General features: G+C 57.7%; 26 protein-coding genes. 17 read left to right on the forward strand and 9 right to left on the reverse strand.

Annotation, left to right across the window (positions count from 1 at the left end):
* Nucleotides 1-106: 106 nt before the first annotated feature.
* Together serA and G6R15_RS14685 are read right to left on the reverse strand one after the other, a co-directional pair.
* A complete protein-coding gene (gene serA / locus G6R15_RS14680; RefSeq protein ID WP_164660712.1) occupies nt 107-1,702 on the reverse strand; it encodes a phosphoglycerate dehydrogenase in 1,596 nt (531 codons plus the stop codon).
* A 93-nt stretch (nt 1,703-1,795) separates the two neighbouring features.
* Nucleotides 1,796-2,950 carry a phosphoserine transaminase gene (locus G6R15_RS14685; RefSeq protein WP_164660713.1) on the reverse strand — a complete coding sequence of 385 codons (1,155 nt, stop codon included), beginning with the start codon at nt 2,948-2,950 and terminating at the stop codon, nt 1,796-1,798.
* Nucleotides 2,951-3,307: 357 nt separating this feature from the next.
* Here G6R15_RS14685 and serB point away from each other — a divergent pair, with 357 nt between their 5' ends.
* From serB to G6R15_RS14705, 4 genes are read left to right on the forward strand one after another with little or no spacing between them, the layout of a single operon-like run.
* Nucleotides 3,308-4,186 carry a phosphoserine phosphatase SerB gene (gene serB / locus G6R15_RS14690; RefSeq protein WP_164660714.1) on the forward strand — a complete coding sequence of 293 codons (879 nt, stop codon included), beginning with the start codon at nt 3,308-3,310 and terminating at the stop codon, nt 4,184-4,186.
* A gap of 54 nt (nt 4,187-4,240) precedes the next feature.
* Entirely contained in the window at nt 4,241-4,564 is a 324-nt protein-coding gene (locus G6R15_RS14695; RefSeq protein WP_164660715.1) for a helix-turn-helix transcriptional regulator, read from the forward strand.
* Nucleotides 4,561-4,989 carry an SRPBCC domain-containing protein gene (locus G6R15_RS14700; protein WP_164660716.1) on the forward strand — a complete coding sequence of 143 codons (429 nt, stop codon included), beginning with the start codon at nt 4,561-4,563 and terminating at the stop codon, nt 4,987-4,989. Before G6R15_RS14695 ends, G6R15_RS14700 begins: the two co-directional genes overlap by 4 nt.
* Nucleotides 4,990-5,013: 24 nt before the next feature.
* Nucleotides 5,014-5,328 carry a YciI family protein gene (locus G6R15_RS14705; protein WP_164660717.1) on the forward strand — a complete coding sequence of 105 codons (315 nt, stop codon included), beginning with the start codon at nt 5,014-5,016 and terminating at the stop codon, nt 5,326-5,328.
* A 16-nt stretch (nt 5,329-5,344) separates the two neighbouring features.
* On the opposite strand, the gene G6R15_RS14710 is transcribed toward G6R15_RS14705, so the two are convergent.
* Nucleotides 5,345-6,340 (reverse strand): asparaginase, encoded by a 996-nt coding sequence (locus tag G6R15_RS14710; protein ID WP_164660718.1) that lies wholly within the window; start codon nt 6,338-6,340, stop codon nt 5,345-5,347.
* 172 nt (nt 6,341-6,512) lie between these two features.
* Between G6R15_RS14710 and G6R15_RS14715 the strand changes: the two genes are divergently transcribed.
* The 6 genes from G6R15_RS14715 (at nt 6,513) to G6R15_RS14740 (ending at nt 10,289) form a co-directional block, all read left to right on the forward strand.
* Nucleotides 6,513-7,052 carry an invasion associated locus B family protein gene (locus G6R15_RS14715; protein WP_164660719.1) on the forward strand — a complete coding sequence of 180 codons (540 nt, stop codon included), beginning with the start codon at nt 6,513-6,515 and terminating at the stop codon, nt 7,050-7,052.
* A gap of 251 nt (nt 7,053-7,303) precedes the next feature.
* Nucleotides 7,304-7,816, forward strand: a complete 513-nt coding sequence (locus G6R15_RS14720; RefSeq protein WP_164660720.1) for a DUF805 domain-containing protein — start codon at nt 7,304-7,306, stop codon at nt 7,814-7,816.
* A complete protein-coding gene (locus tag G6R15_RS14725) occupies nt 7,813-8,223 on the forward strand; it encodes a lysozyme inhibitor LprI family protein (protein ID WP_240336775.1) in 411 nt (136 codons plus the stop codon). Before G6R15_RS14720 ends, G6R15_RS14725 begins: the two co-directional genes overlap by 4 nt.
* Before the next feature lie 87 nt (nt 8,224-8,310).
* A complete protein-coding gene (gene rlmN, locus G6R15_RS14730; RefSeq protein ID WP_164660721.1) occupies nt 8,311-9,492 on the forward strand; it encodes a 23S rRNA (adenine(2503)-C(2))-methyltransferase RlmN in 1,182 nt (393 codons plus the stop codon).
* A 79-nt stretch (nt 9,493-9,571) separates the two neighbouring features.
* Nucleotides 9,572-9,961: a hypothetical protein gene (locus G6R15_RS14735; RefSeq protein WP_164660722.1), complete on the forward strand. Its 390-nt coding sequence runs from the start codon at nt 9,572-9,574 to the stop codon at nt 9,959-9,961.
* Between the two features lie 118 nt (nt 9,962-10,079).
* A complete protein-coding gene (locus tag G6R15_RS14740; protein WP_164660723.1) occupies nt 10,080-10,289 on the forward strand; it encodes a hypothetical protein in 210 nt (69 codons plus the stop codon).
* A gap of 15 nt (nt 10,290-10,304) precedes the next feature.
* Here G6R15_RS14740 and G6R15_RS14745 read toward each other — a convergent pair whose 3' ends face one another.
* A complete protein-coding gene (locus tag G6R15_RS14745) occupies nt 10,305-10,592 on the reverse strand; it encodes a hypothetical protein (protein ID WP_164660724.1) in 288 nt (95 codons plus the stop codon).
* Between the two features lie 60 nt (nt 10,593-10,652).
* The gene (locus tag G6R15_RS14750; RefSeq protein ID WP_164660725.1) at nt 10,653-11,495 is read right to left on the reverse strand and encodes a TIGR00730 family Rossman fold protein; all 843 of its coding nucleotides are present in this window, start codon (nt 11,493-11,495) and stop codon (nt 10,653-10,655) included.
* Between the two features lie 79 nt (nt 11,496-11,574).
* Here G6R15_RS14750 and G6R15_RS14755 point away from each other — a divergent pair, with 79 nt between their 5' ends.
* From G6R15_RS14755 to G6R15_RS14765, 3 genes are all read left to right on the forward strand, one after another.
* A complete protein-coding gene (locus G6R15_RS14755; protein ID WP_164660726.1) occupies nt 11,575-12,492 on the forward strand; it encodes a threonine/serine dehydratase in 918 nt (305 codons plus the stop codon).
* Nucleotides 12,493-12,591: 99 nt separating this feature from the next.
* Complete coding sequence (dapD, locus tag G6R15_RS14760) at nt 12,592-13,419, forward strand: 2,3,4,5-tetrahydropyridine-2,6-dicarboxylate N-succinyltransferase (RefSeq protein ID WP_164660727.1); 828 nt, start codon at nt 12,592-12,594, stop codon at nt 13,417-13,419.
* A gap of 93 nt (nt 13,420-13,512) precedes the next feature.
* A complete protein-coding gene (locus tag G6R15_RS14765; protein WP_164660728.1) occupies nt 13,513-14,280 on the forward strand; it encodes a YHYH protein in 768 nt (255 codons plus the stop codon).
* Here G6R15_RS14765 and G6R15_RS14770 read toward each other — a convergent pair.
* A complete protein-coding gene (locus G6R15_RS14770) occupies nt 14,277-15,845 on the reverse strand; it encodes a choice-of-anchor L domain-containing protein (protein ID WP_164660729.1) in 1,569 nt (522 codons plus the stop codon). The genes G6R15_RS14765 and G6R15_RS14770 overlap by 4 nt on opposite strands.
* 143 nt (nt 15,846-15,988) lie before the next feature.
* Here G6R15_RS14770 and G6R15_RS14775 point away from each other — a divergent pair, with 143 nt between their 5' ends.
* Nucleotides 15,989-16,336 (forward strand): hypothetical protein, encoded by a 348-nt coding sequence (locus G6R15_RS14775; protein ID WP_164660730.1) that lies wholly within the window; start codon nt 15,989-15,991, stop codon nt 16,334-16,336.
* On the opposite strand, the gene G6R15_RS14780 is transcribed toward G6R15_RS14775, so the two are convergent.
* From G6R15_RS14780 to G6R15_RS14790, 3 genes are all read right to left on the reverse strand, one after another.
* Nucleotides 16,337-17,392, reverse strand: coding sequence for a transporter substrate-binding domain-containing protein (locus G6R15_RS14780; protein WP_164660731.1), 1,056 nt, complete (start codon nt 17,390-17,392; stop codon nt 16,337-16,339).
* Between the two features lie 65 nt (nt 17,393-17,457).
* The gene (locus G6R15_RS14785; protein ID WP_240336776.1) at nt 17,458-18,552 is read right to left on the reverse strand and encodes a Hint domain-containing protein; all 1,095 of its coding nucleotides are present in this window, start codon (nt 18,550-18,552) and stop codon (nt 17,458-17,460) included.
* Nucleotides 18,553-18,554: 2 nt separating this feature from the next.
* A complete protein-coding gene (locus G6R15_RS14790) occupies nt 18,555-20,138 on the reverse strand; it encodes a Hint domain-containing protein (RefSeq protein WP_164660732.1) in 1,584 nt (527 codons plus the stop codon).
* 293 nt (nt 20,139-20,431) lie between these two features.
* Here G6R15_RS14790 and dapE point away from each other — a divergent pair, with 293 nt between their 5' ends.
* Genes dapE through G6R15_RS14805 form a run of 3 tightly spaced genes read left to right on the forward strand, consistent with a single transcriptional unit; the run spans nt 20,432 to nt 22,574 of the window.
* Nucleotides 20,432-21,577 (forward strand): succinyl-diaminopimelate desuccinylase, encoded by a 1,146-nt coding sequence (gene dapE, locus G6R15_RS14795; RefSeq protein ID WP_164660915.1) that lies wholly within the window; start codon nt 20,432-20,434, stop codon nt 21,575-21,577.
* Nucleotides 21,574-21,999, forward strand: coding sequence for a GNAT family N-acetyltransferase (locus tag G6R15_RS14800; protein ID WP_164660733.1), 426 nt, complete (start codon nt 21,574-21,576; stop codon nt 21,997-21,999). Before dapE ends, G6R15_RS14800 begins: the two co-directional genes overlap by 4 nt.
* Complete coding sequence (locus G6R15_RS14805; RefSeq protein WP_164660734.1) at nt 21,996-22,574, forward strand: TIGR04282 family arsenosugar biosynthesis glycosyltransferase; 579 nt, start codon at nt 21,996-21,998, stop codon at nt 22,572-22,574. The genes G6R15_RS14800 and G6R15_RS14805 overlap by 4 nt, the downstream gene beginning before the upstream one ends.
* The last annotated feature ends 3 nt before the right edge of the window (nt 22,575-22,577 follow it).

Consider the following 22,577-nt stretch of genomic DNA (forward strand, 5'->3'; position numbering starts at 1 on the left):
CTAACAAAGTGGCGGCGTCGCACAACCACCAACAAGAGAGTGGACAAAAAGACGCCGCCCCGGTGAAGGGGCGGCGTTCTGAGCGTCGTCACAGATGTTCGGGTCGTTAGACGACGTCAAATTCCAATGGTTTGATCTGGGTGAACAGGCCGGTTTCAGCCAGCTTGGCGCGGGCCTCGGCCGGGACGGGCTCATCCACATAGAGCAGGGCGATAGCTTCTTCACCTGCGCTGGAGCGACCCAGGGTAAAGTTGGCGATGTTGACGCCGTTTTCGCCCATGGTCTGACCCAGGGTGCCGATGATGCCGGGTACGTCCTCGTTCGTGGTGTAGAGCATGTGGCGACCGATTTCAGCATCGATGTTGATGCCTTTGATCTGAATAAAGCGAGGTTTGCCGTCACTGAACACGGTGCCACCGATCGAACGCTCGCGCTTATCGGTGACCACGGTGACCTTGATGTACCCCTCAAACGCGCCCGACTTGTCCTGATTGGTGGTCGAGATCTGGATACCACGTTCCTTGGCTACAACCGGGGCCGAGACCATGTTCACCTCGGGGTTGAATTTTTTCATGATGCCTGCAACCACGGCACAGTTCAGCGCAGCCAGGTTCATTTCAGCGGCAACACCGTCATAGAGGATGTTGATCGCCTTCACGGGCTCGTCCGTCATCTGACCCACGAAAGAGCCCAAGTGACCGGCAAGTTTGATCCAGGGGCCCATGACTTTCGCCTCTTCGGCGGTGACCGACGGCATGTTCAGCGCGTTTTCAACAGCGCCGGTCAGCAGATAGTTCGACATCTGTTCGGCCACTTGCAGGGCGACGTTTTCCTGCGCCTCGGTGGTTGCCGCGCCCAGGTGCGGGGTGCAGACCACGTTGGGCAGGTTGAACAACGCGTTGTCCTTGGCGGGTTCAACGGCAAAGACGTCGAAAGCCGCCCCAGCGACGTGGCCTGATTTCAGCATCTCGGCCAGAGCTTCTTCATCGACCAGACCGCCGCGGGCACAGTTGATGATCCGGACGCCCTTTTTGGTCTTGGTCAGGTTCTCGCGGCTCAGGATGTTGGCGGTGGCATCGGTGAACGGCACGTGCAGGGTGATGAAATCGGCGCGTGCCAGAAGGTCTTCGAGTTCGACCTTTTCGACACCCATCTTGTCGGCTTTCTCTTCACTCAGGAAGGGATCATAGGCAACAACCTTCATTTTCAAGCCGCGGGCGCGGTCGCAGACAATGCCGCCGATGTTGCCAGCGCCAATGACGCCAAGGGTCTTGTTGGTCAGCTCGGTGCCCATGAACTTGGACTTTTCCCATTTGCCGGCATGTGTGCTTTCGCTGGCTTCGGGGATCTGACGGGCGACAGAAAACATCATTGCAATGGCGTGCTCGGCGGTCGTGATCATGTTGCCAAAAGGCGTGTTCATGACGATCACACCCTTTTTCGACGCCGCATCCTTGTCGATGTTGTCGGTGCCGATACCGGCGCGGGCGATGACCTTGAGGTTACTGGCGTTGGCCAGGATCTTTTCAGTGACCTTGGTGGCCGAGCGGATGGCGAGGCCGTCATATTGACCGATCACCTCGGCCAGCTTGTCTTTGTCCTTGCCCAAGTCGGGTTGGAAATCCACGTCGATGCCGCGATCGCGAAAGATCTGAACGGCGGTTTCGCTGAGCTTGTCGGAAACGAGTACTTTGGGAGCCATGGGTTGTGGTCCTTTGATAGATCTGCGGGAGGGGCGCAGAATTTTTGTAAAATTCTGCTTCATTTTCTTTCCAAGAAAATGGTCCCCGTTGCGTTAGGCGGCTTGGGTTTGTGCTGCGATTTCGGCGTTGAACGCCCAGGCCAGCCAAGGCAGCATTGCCTGGATGTCCGAGGTTTCGACCGTGCCACCGCACCAGATCCGCAGACCGGCGGGCGCGTCGCGATAGGCGCCGATGTCGAGCGCGATGTTCTCTGCCTCCAGCCGTTTGGCAACAGCCTTGGCAAAGGCGGCACCATCCTTGATGCGCGCATCAGTGAACTTCAGGCAAACGCTGGTGTTCGAGCGTGTCGCGTCATCCTCGGCCAGGTTGGCGATCCAGTCGTTGGCGTCGCAAAAATCGAACACCGCCTGCGCGTTGGTATCCGCACGGGCGATCAGCCCCTGCAGGCCACCGACCGAGCGGGCCCAATCCAGAGCGAACAGATAATCTTCGACGGCTAGCATCGACGGTGTGTTGATGGTGGCGCCGGTAAAGATGCCGTCGATCAGCTTGCCGCCTTTGGTCAGGCGGAAGATTTTCGGCAGCGGCCACGCGGGTGCGTAGCTTTCCAGACGCTCAACAGCACGGGGGCTGAGGATCAGCATGCCATGCGCGGCCTCGCCACCTAGCACCTTTTGCCAGGAAAAAGTCGTCACATCCAGATTGTCCCAAGGCAGGTCCATCGCAAAGGTCGCCGAGGTGGCGTCGCAGATGGTCAGCCCGTCGCGGTCACCATCAATCCAATCCCCGTTGGGAACACGCACGCCAGCGGTGGTGCCGTTCCACGTGAACACAACATCGTTGTTAAAATCGACCGATGCCAGATCAACGATCTGACCGTAGTCGGCGGTTTTGACCTCTGCTTCTATCTTCAACTGTTTCACGACATCGGTGACCCAGCCCGAGCCAAAGCTTTCCCAAGCCAGCATCTCGACCTTGCGCTGACCCAGCAGCGACCAAAGCGCCATTTCCATAGCGCCGGTGTCCGAGGCAGGCACGATGCCGATCTTGTAATCTGCGGGGATTCCCAAAACTTCGCGCGTGCCTTCGATCGCGGCCTTTAGCTTGTCCTTGCCTACGGCGGCACGGTGCGAGCGGCCAAGAGCGGCATCGGCGAGTTTTGCGACATCAAATGTGGGGGGTTTGGCGCAGGGGCCAGAGGAAAAACGCGGATTGGCCGGGCGCGCTGCCGGTTGCTGAGTAGCCATTTCTGGTATCCTTACAGATATATGCCCCTCGTTGGGGAAGGGTGTCCCGCCGTCAGAGCTAGGCTGCTGCGGCGCGGCGTGCAAGCCAAAAAAATGTCAAATTTCGCCGCTTTGATGTAGAGATGCGACGCCGGTGACCACTATCGGAAACTCTTGTTCCGGATGCGTGTTGTACGGATAATGAGGTTGATTTCCCGTTAGCGGTATTGGGGAATGGTGATAAATCGAATTGTTACAGTATGTTACCTTATTGATCTGGCATCTGTACGAGGGCCGGTAGATGGTTGTAGCGACTGAAACCTGATCTCTGGCGCATTTTCTGCACCTGCGGTATGCGAAGGGCAAAGGAGATGCCCCATGTTTGTTGCCACGCTGCTCACGAATCCTTCTCAACCTAACCTTGACCCGGCCCTGGTCGAATCCCTGCGCAACGCATGGGGCGGTGGTGACGCGCAGTGGCTCAGTCCTGATGAAGTGGCAGAATTTACTCTGTCTACGCTGCCCGACAATCAGTGGGACGTCTGGGCTGACCTTCAAAAAACCGGCATGGATCTGGTGGTGCAACCGGTCGAGGGGCGGCGCAAGAAGATGCTGCTGGCTGATATGGACAGCACAATGATCCAGCAGGAGTGCATTGATGAACTGGCCGAAGTGGCCGGAGTGGGCGCGCGCGTCAAAGAGATCACGGCGCGGGCGATGAACGGCGAGCTGGATTTCGAAGGTGCTTTGACTGAGCGTGTTGGTTTGCTCAAAGGTCTGGACGAGGGCGTCATACAGCAAGTGCTGGAAGAGAGGATCACCTTGATGCCAGGGGGCAAGGCCCTGCTCGCCACGATGAAGGCAAATGGCGGCTACGCCGCGTTGGTTTCGGGTGGGTTCACGGCGTTCACATCATCCGTGGCGGCAACGCTGGGGTTTGACGAAAACCGGGCAAACACGTTGCTGGTGGCTGACGGCAAGCTGACCGGAGAGGCGGGGCGGCCGATCCTGGGCAAACAGGCCAAGGTCGAAGCGCTGGAACAGATCACCGCGGGTTTGGGGATTGCCGAGGGTGACGTGATTGCCGTGGGCGATGGAGCCAATGATCTGGGTATGCTCGAACGGGCGGGAACTGGTGTCGCGCTGCACGCCAAGCCCTCTGTCGCCGCTGAATGCAACGTGCGGATCAACCACGGGGACCTGACCGCGCTGCTCTATGTGCAGGGTTACGCGCGCGACGCATTCTCCCTGAGTTAACTGTCGCTGCAGATCAGGGCTTTACTTATTTAACGATGGTGTTAAATATTGTGTATGCCTGACCTCGTTACAGCATTCTCTGCTCTCTCTGATTCCACGCGGCTGGGAATCGTCGAACAACTCATGTCGCAGGGGGAATTGCCCGCAGGCGACCTGATCGAAGGGCGCGGCATGTCCGGTGCTGCGATCTCGCGCCATCTGAAGGTATTGCGTCAGGCAGGGCTAATCAAACAGCGCGCCCAAGGGCCGCAGCGCCTGTATTCTATCCAACCCGATGGCCTTCGTGCCATTGCTGATTGGACCATTTCGAAACGTGAATTTTGGGAAACCAGCCTGGACCGGTTGGAAACCGCCATTTTGGAGGATGAGGAGCTATGACTGACCTGCGTCTTGAGCGTGAGTTTCCTGTCAGCCCCGTTAAGCTGTATGCTTGGGTAACGAACACCGAAAAGCTGCTGAAATGGTGGGGTCCAGAGGGGATGCATGTGCCGGTGCATGACTTGGACTTCGCGCGCCTTGGTCCCTGGTATTCTATTATGCAGAACGCAGAGGGTCAGCAGTACAAGGTCTCGGGCCAGGTGACCCATGTGGACGCGCCAAAGTCGGTCGGCTTTACTTGGGGCTGGCATGACGATGAAGACACACGAGGGGCCGAAAGCCATGTGACGTTCACGATTGTCGAAACCGCATCTGGCGCACGACTGCTGATCGACCACCGAGAGCTTGGCGATGACGAGATCAGCACCAACCACGAGAGCGGCTGGACTTCGTCGCTGCGCAAGCTGTCCGCTCAACTTAGTTAACGATTGCAACAGGAGGAAATTGAAATGCCACAGTTCGTATTTGCCTATCACGGGGGTGCAAAGCCCGAGACTCAGGAAGAGGGTGAAAGGGTCATGGCCGCCTGGGGTGCCTGGTTCGAGAGTATGGGTGAGGCGCTGGCAATTCCCGGCGCGCCGGTTGGCATGTCCAAGACCGTCAGCGCCGGCGGCGTATCTGACGATGGCGGGGCGAACCCGATTTCGGGTTACACCGTGGTCAAGGCTGACAGTATGGATGCCGCCACTGAAATGGCCAAGGGATGCCCGATGGTCGTTGATGGCACTGGTTCGGTTGAAGTGGCCGAAGTGATGGAGATGTAGCTGAGCTGGCCGGGTGTTAAATGAACCCGGCCGCTGGCTTGATCATGCCACAATCCACATTGCGCCGATTCAGGATCGGCGCGTTCATGAATTTTCTGGTCGCCGGGTGATCAGCGTCCAGCGCCCCAAGTTCGACCAGAATGGCGGCAATCGCACATTCGCTAGCGCGGGTTGTGCCATCCGCGATCTTAAGCGCCACGCCCATGCGTTTTTCCGGGATAATGGCGATGAACACTGCCTCGGCGCCGGTCTTGATCGCAACCTTTCCATCCATTGCCCGCATCAGCTCGGTACAGGCGCGGCCTTCGCCTGCCACCAGTTCGGGGTGTTTGATCATGGCGGCAGTCAGCTGCTCGGCAGCGGCGCTTTGTCGGTCCGCCCGATCGGCGGCAGACGCAAACCAAGCCATCGACCGGGCCAGGCCGGTTAGCGAGCTGGCAAAGTTGGGAGCAGAGCAACCGTCGATGCCGTAGCCAGGGCTCGTTTCACCGGTGGTTTCCTCGAACGCTGCCAAACAAGCTTGTTGCACAGGATGGTCAATGTCTATGTATTCAGTGCCTGCATTCATGTGCTGGGTTAGCGTCAGAAACCCTGCGTGTTTGCCTGAGCAGTTGTTGTGCACCTGACAAGGGGACTTGTCGTCCAATATGAGACCGTTTCGTGCATCAAGGTCAGCGGGTTCTTGGGGGCCGCACCGGAAATCACCATCCTCCATGCCAAGGTGATCCAACCAGGCCGACACGCGATCCGTGTGGATCGCCGCACCATTGTGCGAGGCGCAGGCAAGCGCCAGATGTTCGCTGTTCAGCCCGTATTTCGCTGCGGCGCCTGAACTGAGCAGGGGTAGCGCCTGAATCATCTTGGAGGACGAGCGGGGATAGATGCGGGCATTCGGATCACCCCAGCTGCGCACGATCTGTCCGGTGTCGTCACAGACCACCGCGTGGCCCAGATGAACACTTTCCAGAAACGGACCCCGCCAAATTTCGGTCATCGGAACCGGTTGTATCATCGTATCCTCCCATTTTCTTGGCGAAATCCCGCCAATCGCTCTTTCAACCATGGCGAAATCTGCGCTAGTGTGTCTATGTCGGCAATCGATGGGTTGTGCAAGACAGACAGGTCACCAAGCCTGCAAGCACGCCATGGAATTGAGGTTAAGGACAGTCTAGGAGGCTGGACAAATGGGATCGAAACTTGCCCGCATCATCGCGGGCCTGTGTGTGGCGGGAATAACCGCCTCTGGAACCAGCGCATATGCTCAGGCGCAAAGCTCTAACCGAGTGGCGGCCAAAACCGATTGGAGCGTCTTCGTCGAAGATGACCCAACCGAATGCTGGAGCGTCTCGGCTCCCAAGGAAACCGTAAACACACGCGGGGGTCGTGTCGTGGCCGTGCGCCGCAGCGATATCCTGTTGTTTGTGTTCTTCCGGCCCAAGGCGGACGTCAAAGGACAGGTGACATTTACCGGCGGATATCCTTTCGCACCGGGCTCAACCGTGAATTTGAGCGTTGGCGGTTCTGAGTTTGCATTGTTCACCGAGGGCGAATGGGCCTGGCCTGCAACAGCTGCGGATGACACCAAGATCATCACTGCAATGAAACGCGGGGCCCAAGCGGTTCTGACCGCGCGATCAGCTCGAGGGACGCAGACAAAAGACACGTTCTCGCTCTTGGGCTTTACGGCTGCGATCGAAGACGCCGAAAAGCGCTGCACCAAGTAGATCGACTTTCAACTTATCCCGGGACTGTTCCGGGGATTCTTTGAGGGCTGGAAGTTAATGTGACAACACTCTGTGGACGCGACGTTCCAGCCCTTCACGTGGGAGACGGAATCGTTGGTAGCGGACTAGATTCGTTCGTCAATTCACTCTGTATTCCATCGACTTGTTTGTTTTCAGGTCGACCGGTTTTCATTTGACGGCTCAAGCATTCTTGCGGCAGCATCCTCATACATGAATGAATGAGGATCAAAATGTCTTTTGCTGAAGCCGTTAAGGCCTGTTTTTCAAAATACGTAGCATTCTCAGGCAGAGCTGCCCGTCCCGAATATTGGTGGTTTCTGCTATTCGTTGTGGTGGGGTCAGTGCTTCTATCAGTGATCGATCGGGTTCTTTTTGGTGTGAACCCAGAAACTCTGGAGCAATCCCGCATGTTGACCGGAATTTTCCAACTGGCGACTGTCTTGCCCTTGTTCGCCGCTGGGTGGCGACGCATGCATGATGTCGGATATCCCGGTTGGTATCTGTTGCTACCAATGCTTGTTTCGATATCGACGATGGTGTTCTTGCTTTCAGGCGTCATGGCGTTCTCCGTCATGGAGGGGCACGTCCAAGACCCAGAGGCCCTGCGAGGACCCGCGGCCGCTTTGGGGCTCACGGGGTTGATGATTGCCGGAACCATACAGTTCGCATTGAGCATTCTTATGATTTGGTGGCTCACTCGGGCGTCGCAACCAGAAGCAAACCAATACGGAGATCCGGCATGACCAAACCAAGGGTGCCCGACATGATACGGAACGCAATTCTTGGAACAGCCTGCTTTCTCCCAATGGCTCTGCAGGCCGACCCATCCTTGGAATGCAGTGATGCAGGATCACAGGTCGAAATTGGGGCGTGTGTTCAGGAAGCAGGTAAGCGTGTCGAAGCTGCCTTAGTGATTGCTCAAGGCATTTCGATAACTTCTGCGCAAGAATTGGACGATGTCACCGGTCGAAAAGCGTTTGTTCCTGCATTAGAGGCCTCGCAATCAGCGTGGAGCGCTTATCGCGAGGCGCATTGCAATGCTGTTGGCGCTTCGTATGGGGGGGGATCGGGCACAGGAATTGCGATTGAGGCCTGTTTGATCGAGCTGGGACGGGAACGGATCAAGGAATTGATGAGCATGGCGAAGTAAAGCAGCCTGACTGACTTGCGAAACCTTTTGATCTTCTCGGGAATTCCTATATAGAGGCGCATCCCGCGACAAAATCCGAGTCAAACCATGTCTGCCAAAGCGCCGATCACCCAAGACGTCATGACGATCCCCCGCAAATTGCCTGAGGGACCGATCAACCTTGTTGGTCTGACGCGTCCGCAAATGCGCGAGACGCTGATTGCCCATGGTACGCCGGAAAAACAGGCCAAGATGCGCGTCGGACAAATCTGGCAGTGGATCTATCAGTGGGGCGTGCGCGATTTTGCCGAGATGACAAATCTGGCCAAGGCGTACCGCGCCGATCTGGCCGAAAAATTCGTGATCGAAATCCCCGAAGTCGTCTCGCGTCAGGTGTCCGAGGATGGCACCCGCAAATATCTGGTGCGGATCGCCGGCGGGCATGAGGTCGAGGTGGTGTATATCCCCGAAGAGGGGCGTGGCACGCTTTGTGTTTCCTCGCAGGTAGGCTGCACGCTGACCTGTTCGTTCTGCCATACAGGCACGCAGAAACTGGTGCGTAATCTGACGTCGGCAGAGATTGTTGGTCAGATCATGATGGCGCGCGATGACCTTGAAGAATGGCCTGTTCCCGGCGCGCCCAAGGACGAAACCCGCCTGCTGTCGAACATCGTGCTGATGGGCATGGGCGAGCCTTTGTACAATTTCGACAACGTCCGCGACGCGATGAAAATCGCGATGGATCCCGAAGGGATTTCTTTGTCCCGCCGCCGGATCACCTTGTCGACCTCGGGTGTGGTGCCTGAAATTGCTCGCACCGCCCAAGAAATCGGTTGTTTGCTGGCGATCTCGTTCCACGCGACCACCGACGAAACCCGCGACGTTCTGGTGCCGATCAACAAGCGTTGGAAGATCAAGGAACTGCTGCAGGCATTGGCAGATTACCCCCGTGTCAGCAATTCCGAGCGGATAACGTTTGAATACGTAATGTTGGAAGGTGTCAACGACACCAAAGAAGATGCCCACCGTTTGATCGCGCTGATCAAGGAATACAACATTCCGGCCAAGATCAACCTGATCCCGTTCAACGAATGGCCTGGTGCCCCCTACAAGCGCAGTTCCGGCAATCGGATCCATGCATTCGCGGACATCATCTATAAAGCGGGATACGCCTCGCCGATCCGCACACCGCGGGGCGAGGATATCATGGCCGCCTGTGGTCAGCTCAAGTCCGCGACTGAGCGCGCTCGCAAGTCCCGAAAACAGATCGAGGCCGAAGCTGGGCTTTGAAATTCTTGATGAATTCCGCCTGATCCGGGGTTAGTCTGCATTCAAGTTCTGATGAAATTGAATGTAAGGAATTGATCCCATGTCTCGCCGTATCCTGTCGGCTGTCGCTTTGTTGATCGGCAACGCCGTCGGTCTTCTGCTGGCGGTGGCCCTGTTGCCCGGTTTCAAAATCGCGCCACTGTCCATCATTGTTGTCGTGTTGGTTTTCACCGTTGTTCAGGTGATTGCCGATCCGTTGATCACCAAGATCAGCGAAAAGAATGTTCCGGCGCTCAAGGGCGGGGTGGCGCTGGCTGTGACCTTTGTTGGTCTGCTGGTCACCGATCTGATCGCATCCGGCCTGACTGTTGGCGGGGTTTCGAACTTGCTGGCGGCAACTCTGCTGGTCTGGTTGGGTGCCGTAGTTGCCGGCGTTTTGATCCCGATGTTCTTGTTCAAAGAGCTGCAGGACAGCAAAGCCAAGAAGTAACTGGCCAAAAGGCAGCCCCACCGGCTGCCTTAATCTTTCCCCATTCCCGGTAAAATTCGGCCTCGATCAACAGTCAGTTTCCATTCTGTAAACAAACATAACGATTGAGGATGGAATAATGGCACAGGCAGATATTGGTGGCACGCTGATCGAAAACGGCATTTTGGATTTGCTCCGCGAGCAACGCACCAAAGCACTGAGCGCGCGGGAATGGAAATTTCGGATTGCGGGTTTTGGCTATGCGATCAAAGACGTGTGCGGCTCGCAAGTCGTCACCAAGCTTCCCCAAGGCACCGAGTTGGGTGTGCTTCCGGCACAGTTCGGCTGAGTCTTCTCAGCCGACTTACACTGAAACCGATGCAGGCCCTTCCAGCGCGCCAGTGTTGGTACCGCCCCGTTCGGGACGCGTATCGGCCCGCATGTGCATTACGGTTTCGCGGACGCGGTTCCATGTCCCCTCATCCGGGTAGATCAAAACAATCATTCCCTCTGACGGACCGGTTCGAACCAAATGGCCCGAGCTCGCGCCCATAGCCTTGAGCTGGCTGAGCTTAGACTCGGCGCTTTCGATCAAGGCGGCTTCGTCGAGCGTTTCGTCATAACGCCAGGTCGAGACGGTTACATAAGCCATTGGTCCCTCCCCAAATGTGGCTGAGGAGGGCAGTCTAGCACAGATTTACTGATTCCCGGATTACCGGCCAGGAATGTCAGTTCGCGGCGGAGCAACACCCCAGTTTTCGATCAACTCCATCGCATCTTTTGCGGTGTCGACGAAGCGGAACAGGTCCAGATCCTGATTCGAGATCGTGCCGGCATCGGCGAGCGCCTCCCAATTGATCACCTTCTCCCAGAATTCGCGACCAAACAGCAGGAACGGCACCCGATCCATGCGCCCGGTCTGGATCAGGGTTAGCGCCTCAAAAAGCTCGTCCATCGTACCAAAGCCACCGGGAAACACGGTGATGGCGCGGGCGCGCATCAGGAAATGCATCTTGCGGATGGCGAAGTAGTGGAAGTTAAAGCTCAGGTCAGGGGTGACATAGGCATTGGGCGCCTGTTCGTGCGGCAACACGATGTTCAGACCGATGGAACACCCACCCGCATCCTCGGCTCCGCGGTTGCCTGCCTCCATCACGCCGGGACCGCCACCAGTGACGATCACATTCTCGCGGCATCCCGATTGCTTGGATTTTTCTGTCATCAGCCGGGCAAACTCGCGGGCCTCGTCATAATATTCCGACAGATCCGCCAACGTTTGTGTCCGCGCGGTGTGTTTTTGCGCAGGTTCGGGAATGCGCGCTCCGCCGAACATCACGATGGTCGACGTGATCTCGCGCTCTGCCATCATAAGTTCCGGCTTCAATAGCTCCAACTGCAGACGAACGGGGCGCAGCTCGTCCCGGCACAGGAAATCTTCGTCCGCAAAAGCCAGCTTGTAGGCGGGTGAGCGGGTCTGTGGCGTATCCGGAACCTCGCGTGCCGTGGATCGGTCGGTGCCCGCATCGCGGAAGGGGCTCAGGCGGTCTTCTTTCATGGCACGGGGTTCCCTGCTTGCGTGTTTTTTCAACAGCTATAGGGTTCGCACCTGCAACACCAGTGACAGGAACGCGAGCATGCAGTGGAAATCGGAAATCAATGCGGCAGCAGAGCGGATCGCGGATCACGTTCAAAAGACACCGGTGATGACGGTGAATGGGTTTGGGTTGGGCTACCCAGTCGAGCTGAAGCTGGAGCACATGCAGCACACAGGCAGTTTCAAGCCGCGCGGGGCGTTCAACACTTTGCTCAGCAGTGATATTCCCGCTGCGGGCGTTGTTGCGGCGTCTGGTGGCAACCATGGTGCAGCAGCGGCATATGCCGCGCGGACGTTAGGCTATCCGGCGAAGATTTTCGTGCCGGAAATGGCTGGGCCGTCCAAGATCGCCTTGATCGAAGGGATCGGTGCGGACCTGACGGTGGTGCCGGGTGAATACGCAAATGCTTTGGCGATGGCTCAGTCGCATGAAGCCGACACAGGTGCGATGCAAATTCATGCCTATGATGCGCCTGCAACTGTGGCCGGACAGGGATCATGTTTCGCGGAATGGGACGCGCAGGGGCTTGAGGCTGACACGGTCCTGATCGCTGTTGGAGGTGGCGGCTTGATCGCGGGAGCCTTGGCGTGGTTCCAGGGCGCGCGCAAGGTCGTGGCGGTTGAGCCCGAGACTTCTTGCGCGTTGAACGCAGCGCTGGCAGCGGGCGCGCCCGTGGACGTCAACGTTTCGGGTGTGGCGGCCAATGCGCTTGGCGCGCGGCGGATCGGTGACATCTGTTTCGAACTGGCGCAAGGCATGCAATCGGTGTTGGTTAGCGATGACGCGATCACCGGGGCGCAGCGCGCGCTTTGGCGCGAACATCGACAGTTGGTTGAACCCGCTGGGGCCACGGCCTTGGCTGCGCTGATGTCGGAGGCCTATGTGCCGGAGCCAGGCGAACGGGTCGCTGTACTTGTTTGCGGCGGCAATATCGCGCCCGATCCCCTCGCCACCTGAAGAAAACGCCGCAAAGCGGGCGCGTCGCGTCGGATTGCGCCTTGGCCCGTTGCCCCTTATAGGCCATGACACCACCACGAGAATCTCAGGGAGCCACCCATGTCGAACGCACAACTCGAAGCCGCCATCGAAGCCGCCTGGGAGGCGCGCGACACGATCACCCCCGCCACCACTGGTGAACAGCGCGAAGCCATCGAAGACACGCTGAACGCGCTCGACAGCGGTTCGCTGCGAGTCGCCGAAAAGCAGGACAGCGGCGATTGGCATGTGAACCAGTGGGCCAAAAAGGCGGTTCTGCTGGGCTTTCGCATCAAGGACATGGAACAGCATGACGGCGGCCCGCAGGGCAGCGGCTGGTGGGACAAGGTCGACAGCAAATTCAAAGGCTGGGGCGACGATCAGTGGAAAGCCGCAGGTTTCCGCGCCGTTCCAAATTGTGTCGTCCGCAAATCCGCTTACATCGCGCCAGGCGTTGTCCTGATGCCGTCGTTTGTGAACCTGGGAGCCCACGTGGACGAGGGCACCATGGTTGACACCTGGGCCACCGTCGGTTCGTGTGCGCAAATCGGCAAGAATGTGCACCTGTCAGGTGGCGTTGGCATCGGCGGCGTGCTCGAGCCGATGCAGGCAGGCCCGACCATCATCGAAGACAATTGCTTCATCGGTGCCCGTTCCGAGGTGGTCGAAGGCTGCATCGTGCGCGAAGGTTCGGTTCTGGGCATGGGCGTGTTCATCGGCCAGTCGACCAAGATCGTCGATCGCGAAACCGGCGAAGTTATGTACGGCGAAGTGCCGCCTTACTCGGTCGTCGTCGCAGGCTCGATGCCGTCCAAGAACAACGTCAATCTCTACTGTGCGGTGATCGTGAAACGCGTTGATGAGCGGACCCGTTCGAAAACCGGGATCAATGAGCTGCTGCGCGACTAACCTCGCCTCAGTTTAAGATTTCTTAAGCGGCCGCGACGGAAACCCGTTGCGGCCGCGTGGTATCAGGCATCCGACAAAGGTGGAGGAGACCTGATGAAACGTTTACTGGTTCTGGCTGCGCTGATGACAGCGGCCGTTGTATTTAAAAGTTCCCCTGGTCAGGCGGCCAATTCGGTCAAGATCAGCACCAAGGGCGATCAGCTCTGTATCAGTTCCAACGGAACGCCTAATCACACGATTGGCACCTTTCCAAACCGGGGTAACCCGCATCGGTTCCGCGCGCAAAAACTGACGTATTGTGTCGATGCCACCCCGCGCGATACTGGACGGGTTACGCATCGGACCAATGCATCCGGGATTTCTTTGACCGGCATTCCGTTTCGACCCGGCACGGCGGATTTCTACGACGCTTCAAGCCCGCGCGGGTTTTCACGTGACGCCTCCAGTGGTTGGCGGCTTGAGGGGATGGGAGCAGCGGACATGCTGGGCATGGACCGGCAAAACGCCCATGTCGATCATCGCGGGCTTTATCACTATCACGCCCCGGCACCTGCTTTGACGGCGTCGCTCAAGGGTACACTGATCGGTTATGCGGCGGATGGTTTTCCGATCCACTACGTTGGAAACAGCGTCAAGGCGTCCTGGCAGCTGAAACCCGGCAAGCGACCGACTGCGCCCAACGGTCGTTATGATGGAACATACGAGCAGGACTGGCAGCATGTGTCGGGCAGCGGCAATCTGGATGAATGCAATGGGGCTATCGTTGACGGCAGCTATGTCTACTTTGCCACCGACAGCTTTCCGTTCTTCCCAAGATGTTTTCGCGGCACTGTCAGCCGGGATTTTCTGGGGCGCCCCTAGCCGCGGATAAGCGCGCGGGTTTCATACCCGCGCAGCGACATTCGGGCGGACGGCCCATAGCCGTAGTCGCGTTTTGTTAAATCCGGCATCAGGTCCAGGATCTCGTCTCGCGTGTTGGCATCAAAGGCGTGCATCGTCATGTCGCCGGGATGGTAGCTTTCGCTTTCCAACCCATTGCCCCGAACGACCTCGTGCCGGTCAAATAGAAGATGAACGTAAGTTATCGGCTGGCCATCAGCGCAGCGCCGGATTGAGCGGTCGTTGATCAGATGCTTGGCCTGGACCAAAACCTCGGACGAACCGAACATCATCTCGGATAGGGCGGTGGTCAACAGGATACGGTGATTGGGTGATACCGCCACTGCGTCGTGGTTACCAAGCGCGCTGCGTGCAAACAGGATAGGGGCATCGTTGCCCTTTGCAATCCGCTCGGTTTGACCGATCCAGCGCAACGGTTGCGGCCCGTGATCGCGGGTGTGAACCAGATCGCCTGGTTTCAGATTCTCGACCGGAACGCACCCGTCGACGGTGTCGATCAACGTCCCGGCCACAAAACACGGCGTTGTCCGTATCGTCACGATGGCCGTATCTGTGTTCCCGGCGCCATCCTCGACTTGATAGGAAAAGGAATTCGACCCCTCGTCTTCGTCGGCCTCGACAGTCAGCGTGCCGTCCCCGTTGACCGTGATCTCTTCGCCGCTGTTGAGAGTGATCGTGTCGCCTGCCGAAACAGCCTGCCCATTGATCATTGTGATCTTCATCTCGCCGGCGGCCTGCGAGTTGTCGTTGGCCAAAACGTCGACGGTTGCTTCGCCATCAGCGTTGATGTCGACCTCGTCGTTTGTGGCAATCAGCGTAGACTGGATGGAATCGCCCGCGATAAGCAGGTTGGAATCGTATGCCCCGTCGCCTCCGTCGGCGACGGCGATCTTGATCGTATTGACCTCTCCTGCATTCACGGGGGCTTTGACAGTCAGCGTGACGGTGAACCCGTCCATTTCCGTGTTGTAGTCATCCGAACTTGCTGCATTGTCGATGTAAAGATTGGAATTCGATGTGTCGTTGATGTTGTTGATGGTGACCTCGCCATCACCGACCATTAGTTCGGCAGGTTCGCCATTGACGTAAATTCCCACAGCATCATTAAAGCCCGACCCCACGTATTCAAGGTATTCCTCGGACGCGAATGTGAACTGCATGGTCAGCGTGTTGCCGTCGGGTATGAACTCTGCCTCAAAGACGGCTGCATCATAGGTCTGAGCACCGGCCATTTCGGTTAGATCATCATCTCCGGCGCGACCGTGATTGGTTGTCGTTCCAGAGCTGTCGTTCACGTCACCATTGCTGTTGGTGACCTCATTGGCGCGGCCTGTGGACAGGATGACCCCAGTGTCGGATGGCGTCAGAGCGTCGCTGACGCTATCGCCGTTGCTGTAGATTCCCGAAGCTGAGTTTGCTCCGCTATAATCGGCGCTTACGATTTTGACACCGTTTCCGAACATGGCCTCTGCCATTTCCATGTCAGTGGCCTGGGTATCAACGGGCAATTGTGAGGCTTGGGGCATTCCGGGTTTCCATACGTCTGTCTTTGACGCAGGAGTACCCGTGCAAGTCTTCTGATTCCGTTTTCAACCAACACCAATTTGTTTCGGATTTTACTGATCGAACGCCCATTGACCCAGCGGGGGACAGCAAGGTATGCGCGCGTATGGAAAAGAAAAAGAAACCCTCCCGCCAGCAAGTCTATACCCTGTTGGTCCAGATCGGTCGCAAAGAGGGCGATGGTCTGCCTGACGGCGCGACCGGCGCTGCGCTGATGTGTTTTGCCAGTGGTGTGGACGAAGCCGAAGCCGTGCGCGAAACGGTTGCCATTCTAAAGCAGGCCGACACGGCACCGCTGGATGTGACCGGATACGGTACGCTGGCCGAACGCGAGGCTGAGGGTCACGACATCAGCGACGAAGAACGTGCGTTGATGGATCGTGCGCTTGATGAAAATTCGGTGATCGTTGCACAGATGACTCCGTTCTTTGATGACGGCACGCTAGAAGCCTAATCAGTTTCGAACCCCGAACCACTTTCTGTATAGATCGTCATAGGTGCCGTTTTCACGGATCGCCAATAGCGCCTGATTGACATCTTCCACCAGGGGCGATCCAGTGGGAAAGGCGATGCCATAGTTTTCCCGCAAGAATATGGCGCCGGTCATGGATGCGTGATCCCGGCCCTCGTGCGTGGCGTAGTAGGACAGGATTGGCGCGTCAAAGACAACTGCGTCCAGATCGGCTGTTTCAAAGGCTGTGAGCATCGTATCCAGTCCTTCGAAGGCGGTATAGTTGAGCTCCCGACGTCCAAGGAATCCTGCGGCGGTTGACCCATTAATCGTGCCGACCCGCTGTCCGTACAGGTCATTCACCGAATTGATTGATCCGCTGATCGCTTCGATCGTCATGACAGAGGTGATCCTGGCAGTAAAAACGGACACGATAAACAAAGACGAGATTACAAGGATGACACCAAAGACCCGCCCGAACGCAGTGCGGGGCACGCGTTCTTCAAAACCGCCGTTCACGACCAGATTCAGCGCCCACCAGAAAGATGGAAACCAAGCCTGATTGGCCGGGCGGTCGAAATATGGCTGTGCGCGGCGCTCAAAGTACCACATCAACATGCCGCCACACATAAGCATCAAGAATGCAAGGCCAATGGCCAAGAACAGATCAAATGATAGAAGCGCAGACAAAAGCGAGGGTGAACGGGTCTGACCTGCGGGCACCATCAATTGCAACCCGGATTCAAAGATCGGCTGGCTGAAGTCCATTCGCGTTTCACGCGCGGCCGTGATCGAGATATTTGCGATGGCCATATCGGCAGTGCCATCTTCGACTGACGACAGCATGTCCGCGAAATGATCGAACCTTTGGATATGGATGTCCCAACTCAGCGCCTCGGCCAGGGCCGCCATCAATTCGATAGAGAAACCTTCCTCTGCGCCGTTCTCGGCATACGAGAACGGCGGACGTGAAACAGTAGACACCGTAAGGGTCTGTGCAATGCTCGCTTGGGCCCAAAGTGTGAGTGTCAGGCTCAAGCCGAGGAGGAGGCCGCGCATGTTAACCATCTTTATTTTGCGCGTACCTAGACAGATTCGACACAGCCGACAAGCCCGCCTTTAGGTCAGGCAACACGGCGTTCGGCCAGGACCCGGGCGTCAAAAGCACGCAAGACCGGGAATTTCGAGCGGCCATGGTCCGGCAAACCATGTCGATCCAACTGCCCAAGCAAGCTTGCCGCCAGATGTTGGGGCTTACGCCGCAGGCGCCCGATGTAAAGGCTCTGGGCAACCGTGCCTGCGGCAAGGATCGGTTCGTGCTGGGGCAAGAGCAGCTGCTGATACGTTACGGTCAGGCCGCATTCCGCGGGCAATACTGATGTTCCTCCAGCCAGATGGCATACAGGCGTTAGCACGGCCTCGTGTCCAAACAGATACTCGACCTCGCTGCCTGACAACAAAAGACGCTGATCTGGCGCCGTTTGAATGTCTTGTTGCAAGCCAAAGTAGGGTGCGCGCAAGTGCAACGGTTTCGCGGTGCCGCGTGCCACCATTGTGCAGGTGATCTTGTGCAGGATGGGAACGATCTCAAGATCGGCGGTCAGCACAACATCTCCCCTTTGCAGCTTGCTGATCGGGCGATAGCCGTCCGGCGTGGCAATTGGCGTGGACGGCAGTAAAGTCGGCATCGGGCCGACGGCCTCGATCTCGTTGCTGAGTGCCATATAGATCACGTCGGGAGAAACAAAGCGGTGCTCACCGGGTTTGAACAGAGCGCGTACGTCTCCAGCCCTGAGCGGGCAAGGACGGGGCACATCCGTGACAAAAAGTGTGTCCTGATCGTTTTGTTCGACCGCCAAACGCCCCCAGCGGGCGGGTGCGTCCCAAGAATAAGTCAGCCGCAACACATCCAGACGCCCCATTTCCGATGGGTTCAAGGCTTTGTGCAGGACCGAGTCCCCTTGATACAGGATCAGGATCAGGCCACCACCGGGAATGGCTTGCAGGGACAAGTGAAACGGCCAATCACCGCCACGTTCGTAAAACACCAGCGATCTGGGGCGGCTCGTGATGGGCAGCCGCGTTTCAATCACCAAAGAGCCTCGAGCGAGCAGATCATCCTCGTGCGAGCCGATCAGGGGGCGGTCTTTGGGATGTCGATCCAGGCCATGTGGTTCGAAATGCTGGTCGTCGGCGTCAGACAGTGCAATCCAAGTCATGATCAGGCCACCCTTTGCGTGGACATAAGAACCTGCGCCTCATACTTGCGCAGAGTACGCCGCGCAGCGGGGCTGTAACCTTCGCCAGTCTCGGGGTCGAGTTCGGGAAAAATCGCGCAGATTTCATCGACGATGGGTTGCTCGAACAGTTCCGTCGTCTGCGGTCCTGGCAGGAAGCTTTCTGTCGGTAACCCTTCGGAATAGATGACCTGATGTTCGTCGAACATCAGATGCACGTAGGTGACGGCGCGCCCCTCGACGCGGGTGACCGAGTGGTCGTTGATCAGGTCTTTGGCCGCCACCAAAACTTCACCCTCGCCGAACAGAAGTTCGGCCAGGCTGTCACGGACCAGAACACGGTGCTGCGGGGACACCAGCAGATCGCGATGCGCGCCAAAGGTGTCCGCCCGAATGCGGATCGGGGCCAGGTCGCCATGTGCGCGAACTGTGCGTCGTCCGATCCATCTCAGCGGTTGCGGGCCGTCATCCTTGGTGTCGACAAGTTGCCCCAGGGTCAGACGCTCGACGGGTTTTTCACCTTCCGGAGTTTGGATCAAAGTGCCCGACACGAAGCAGGGAACCGAGCTGACATTGACGATCCCTGTGTCTTCGTTGGTGCCGTTCGAAACCCCGTAGGTGAAGTTAAAGTCTTCGGTATCCCCATCACCAAAGACAGTGATTGTGCCGTCATCGTTCAGTTGAATAGTCTGACCGGTGTTCAGTACGACAGTGTCCCAGACATTGACCGCAACACCGTTGAGATGCGTGATCGTCAGTGTGCCGCCCGTGGTGTTCTGATCGTTGGACAGAACGTCTATGGTTTGCGACCCGTCAGGGTGGACGGTTGCACTGTCTTCATTTGCGACAATTGCGGTCTGGACACTGTCTGCGGCAATCAGCAAGGACGAGTCATAGCTGCTGTCGGATACGTCAGCGACCCCGATGCGAATGGTGTTCACCTGACCGGGTATGACGTCAATCGTCAGTGTCATAGTGACCGTCAGGCCATCCATTTCGGTGTTGTAGTCGTCGTTTGAGTTGTCCAGAAACAGGTTTTCGTTGTTGGTCGCGTTGACATTGCCAGGATCGGCATCACCGTCGCCAAATTGTGTCTCTACCTCGACCCCGTTGATCCAGACGCCAACAAAGTCCTGATAGACCGAGTTCACGAACTCGGGATATTCTTCGGACGCGAAAACAAACTGAAACGTCATCTGTGTGACGGTCGGGTCATCCACGGTAAAGCTGATGTCCAAATACGAGGCATCATAGGTGTTCGTACCGGCGGCCGCGTTGAAATCTGCGTTGTTGTTTTCGCCAGATGTGTTGGTGGACGTGCTGCCCGAGCGGTTCGGGTCACCGCCGTTGCGCGTATAATGGCTGGCTCGTCCAGTTGACAGGATCACACCCGTGTCCGAAGGGGTCGCCCCTGGTGCCAACGAGTCCCCGTTCGAATAGATCGCCGATGATTGCCCCCATCCTGAATAGGAGGCATCGGTAACGGTCACACCGTCGCCAAATATCGTCTCGGCCATCTGTATGGCAGACGCATTTGTTTGATAATTCAGTTCCGCACCGGTCGCCATGTTCTGCCCCAACCCTCAGTCTTTTAGAGGCAGAATATCCAGCCGCAGGGGTTGTCCCCTGTCCAAGCAAAACGGTTGGCCGCGGCTGTTCTGATGACGGCGCGCGGTCGTGTTTCGGTCAGTCTTTTGCGACTGTACTGCTGATTGCCCTGCCTCGGGTCATGTTATTGCTCAAAGGGTTAGCACGTGATTTGCCCATCTGTTAAGCACATTCGGGCCAAAAGGGGTTGGCAACGCGACCTTTTCGTCACAAGTGTGACGCGACAAAGGCCATGACCCAAGTGAGAGACGAGATGACCCAGACCGACGCCGCCCAACTGACCGCTGATCTGATCCGCTGCCCTTCAGTCACCCCGGACGAGGGTGGAGCGCTGGTTCTTTTGGCGGAAAGACTTGGCGCTGCGGGGTTCGAATGCTCCCGCGTGGACCGGGGCAAAGTGTCAAACCTCTTTGCCCGTTGGGGCGGCAAAGGCCACGCGCGAACTTTTGGGTTCAATGGGCATACGGATGTTGTCCCCTTGGGGGACGAGGGCGCTTGGACTATGGCGCCATTTGGGGCCGACGAAAAGGATGGATTTATGTACGGGCGCGGAGCGACTGACATGAAATCCGGCGTTGCTGCCTTTGCCGCCGCTGCCATCGACTTTGTCACGCAAACCCCGCCTGATGGTGCTGTGATCCTGACCGTCACCGGCGACGAAGAGGGCGATGCCATCGACGGCACCACCGCCCTGCTGGATTATATGGATGCCGAAGGCGAAAGGATGTCTGTTTGTCTGGTAGGCGAGCCCACATGTCCTGACACGATGGGTGAAATGATCAAGATTGGGCGGCGCGGCTCGATGACCGCGTGGTTCACGGTGACCGGCGTTCAGGGGCATTCCGCCTATCCCCACCGCGCCAAGAACCCGTTGCCTGCGCTGGCGCGTCTTATGGACCGGTTGGCCAGCCATCAGCTGGATCAGGGCACTGACCACTTCGATGCCTCGACTCTGGCCGTCGTGACGATGGACACGAGCAACCCGGCGACCAATGTGATCCCGGCGCAATGTACTGGGGCGGTGAACATCCGGTTCAACGACACGCACACTGGCGCTGGACTGACCGCCTGGCTGCAAAGCGAACTCGATCAAGTGGCCGATGCCTTTGACGTTGAGATCGCGATGAAGGTCAAGATTTCAGGCGAAAGCTTTCTGACCCCCCCCGGCGACTTATCCAATCTGGTGGCAGCGTCGGTCGAGGCGGAAACCGGCGTGAAACCATTGCTGTCGACCACGGGCGGCACGTCGGATGCACGGTTCGTGAAAAACCATTGCCCGGTGGTGGAATTTGGCTTGGTTGGCCGGACTATGCATCAGGTCGACGAGCGGGTCGAAGTGGCACAGATCCACCAGCTTAAAGACATCTATTCACGCATTCTGCGGGACTATTTTGCATGACGATCAAGGTCGAGATGACGGACGACCGCGACTCTTGCTTTGCCTTGCGGCACACGGTCTTTGTTGAGGAACAGGGCGTTCCCATCGAGGAAGAGATCGACATCATGGATGAGGTCGCGACCCACATGCTGGCCACGTTTAATGGCGTTGCAGTTGGCACGGCTCGGGTTTTGTTCGACGGTGAAACTGCCAAGATCGGTCGTGTCTGCGTGGTACCCGAAGGGCGCGGCACTGGCATGGGCGCAGCGCTGATCAAACAGGGGATCGAGATCGCCAAGGGTCAACCGAATGTGACGCGGGTCAAACTGGCGGCGCAAGTGAACGCCTTGGGGTTTTACGAAAAATTGGGGTTTGAGGCTTACGGAGCAGTTTTTGATGACGCAGGGATTGATCACCGCGACATGGTGTTGACCCTGGCATGAGGCGCACGCTGGTCATCATGGTAAAGGAGCCGCGTCCAGGCCGTGTCAAGACACGGCTGGGGCGCGACATTGGCATGGTCGGTGCGGCGTGGTGGTTTCGCCACCAGACCCGCCGCCTGATCCGCCGCCTACGTGACCCTCGCTGGCGGATTGTGCTGGCTGTGGCCCCGGATCGCGAAGGCTTGGAAAGCCGTATCTGGCCCCTTGACCTGCTACGCGCACCACAGGGGCGCGGTGATTTGGGTGACAGGATGGCGCGGATGCTGCGCGGGATGCCCCCCGGCCCGGTTTGCGTAATCGGAGCAGACATTCCGGGTATCACCCGGGCCCTTGTCGCGCGCGCTTTTGAGGCGCTTGGATCGCATGAGATGGTGTTTGGCCCGGCGCCTGACGGCGGTTACTGGTTGGTTGGGGCCAAGCGCGCCTCGGCCCTGCCCATTAACATGTTCGTGGGTGTTCGCTGGTCCACCAAGCATGCTTTGGCTGATACGATTGCAACGTTGCCGGGCCGTCGCATTGCTTTGGTCGATGAACTGCGTGATGTGGACACCAAGGCGGATTTGTTCCGCCTTTGACGT

Source organism: Tropicibacter sp. Alg240-R139 (assembly GCF_900537075.1).
In the GTDB taxonomy this organism is placed as follows: domain Bacteria; phylum Pseudomonadota; class Alphaproteobacteria; order Rhodobacterales; family Rhodobacteraceae; genus Falsiruegeria.

Coding starts and splice junctions, on each gene's coding strand:
- serA (WP_164660712.1), bottom strand. CDS start 1,702: ATGGCTCCCAAAGTACTCGTTTCCGACAAGCTCAGCGAAACCGCCGTT.
- G6R15_RS14685 (WP_164660713.1), bottom strand. CDS start 2,950: ATGGCTACTCAGCAACCGGCAGCGCGCCCGGCCAATCCGCGTTTTTCC.
- serB (WP_164660714.1), top strand. CDS start 3,308: ATGTTTGTTGCCACGCTGCTCACGAATCCTTCTCAACCTAACCTTGAC.
- G6R15_RS14695 (WP_164660715.1), top strand. CDS start 4,241: ATGCCTGACCTCGTTACAGCATTCTCTGCTCTCTCTGATTCCACGCGG.
- G6R15_RS14700 (WP_164660716.1), top strand. CDS start 4,561: ATGACTGACCTGCGTCTTGAGCGTGAGTTTCCTGTCAGCCCCGTTAAG.
- G6R15_RS14705 (WP_164660717.1), top strand. CDS start 5,014: ATGCCACAGTTCGTATTTGCCTATCACGGGGGTGCAAAGCCCGAGACT.
- G6R15_RS14710 (WP_164660718.1), bottom strand. CDS start 6,340: ATGATACAACCGGTTCCGATGACCGAAATTTGGCGGGGTCCGTTTCTG.
- G6R15_RS14715 (WP_164660719.1), top strand. CDS start 6,513: ATGGGATCGAAACTTGCCCGCATCATCGCGGGCCTGTGTGTGGCGGGA.
- G6R15_RS14720 (WP_164660720.1), top strand. CDS start 7,304: ATGTCTTTTGCTGAAGCCGTTAAGGCCTGTTTTTCAAAATACGTAGCA.
- G6R15_RS14725 (WP_240336775.1), top strand. CDS start 7,813: ATGACCAAACCAAGGGTGCCCGACATGATACGGAACGCAATTCTTGGA.
- rlmN (WP_164660721.1), top strand. CDS start 8,311: ATGTCTGCCAAAGCGCCGATCACCCAAGACGTCATGACGATCCCCCGC.
- G6R15_RS14735 (WP_164660722.1), top strand. CDS start 9,572: ATGTCTCGCCGTATCCTGTCGGCTGTCGCTTTGTTGATCGGCAACGCC.
- G6R15_RS14740 (WP_164660723.1), top strand. CDS start 10,080: ATGGCACAGGCAGATATTGGTGGCACGCTGATCGAAAACGGCATTTTG.
- G6R15_RS14745 (WP_164660724.1), bottom strand. CDS start 10,592: ATGGCTTATGTAACCGTCTCGACCTGGCGTTATGACGAAACGCTCGAC.
- G6R15_RS14750 (WP_164660725.1), bottom strand. CDS start 11,495: ATGAAAGAAGACCGCCTGAGCCCCTTCCGCGATGCGGGCACCGACCGA.
- G6R15_RS14755 (WP_164660726.1), top strand. CDS start 11,575: ATGCAGTGGAAATCGGAAATCAATGCGGCAGCAGAGCGGATCGCGGAT.
- dapD (WP_164660727.1), top strand. CDS start 12,592: ATGTCGAACGCACAACTCGAAGCCGCCATCGAAGCCGCCTGGGAGGCG.
- G6R15_RS14765 (WP_164660728.1), top strand. CDS start 13,513: ATGAAACGTTTACTGGTTCTGGCTGCGCTGATGACAGCGGCCGTTGTA.
- G6R15_RS14770 (WP_164660729.1), bottom strand. CDS start 15,845: ATGCCCCAAGCCTCACAATTGCCCGTTGATACCCAGGCCACTGACATG.
- G6R15_RS14775 (WP_164660730.1), top strand. CDS start 15,989: ATGGAAAAGAAAAAGAAACCCTCCCGCCAGCAAGTCTATACCCTGTTG.
- G6R15_RS14780 (WP_164660731.1), bottom strand. CDS start 17,392: ATGCGCGGCCTCCTCCTCGGCTTGAGCCTGACACTCACACTTTGGGCC.
- G6R15_RS14785 (WP_240336776.1), bottom strand. CDS start 18,552: ATGACTTGGATTGCACTGTCTGACGCCGACGACCAGCATTTCGAACCA.
- G6R15_RS14790 (WP_164660732.1), bottom strand. CDS start 20,138: ATGGCGACCGGTGCGGAACTGAATTATCAAACAAATGCGTCTGCCATA.
- dapE (WP_164660915.1), top strand. CDS start 20,432: ATGACCCAGACCGACGCCGCCCAACTGACCGCTGATCTGATCCGCTGC.
- G6R15_RS14800 (WP_164660733.1), top strand. CDS start 21,574: ATGACGATCAAGGTCGAGATGACGGACGACCGCGACTCTTGCTTTGCC.
- G6R15_RS14805 (WP_164660734.1), top strand. CDS start 21,996: ATGAGGCGCACGCTGGTCATCATGGTAAAGGAGCCGCGTCCAGGCCGT.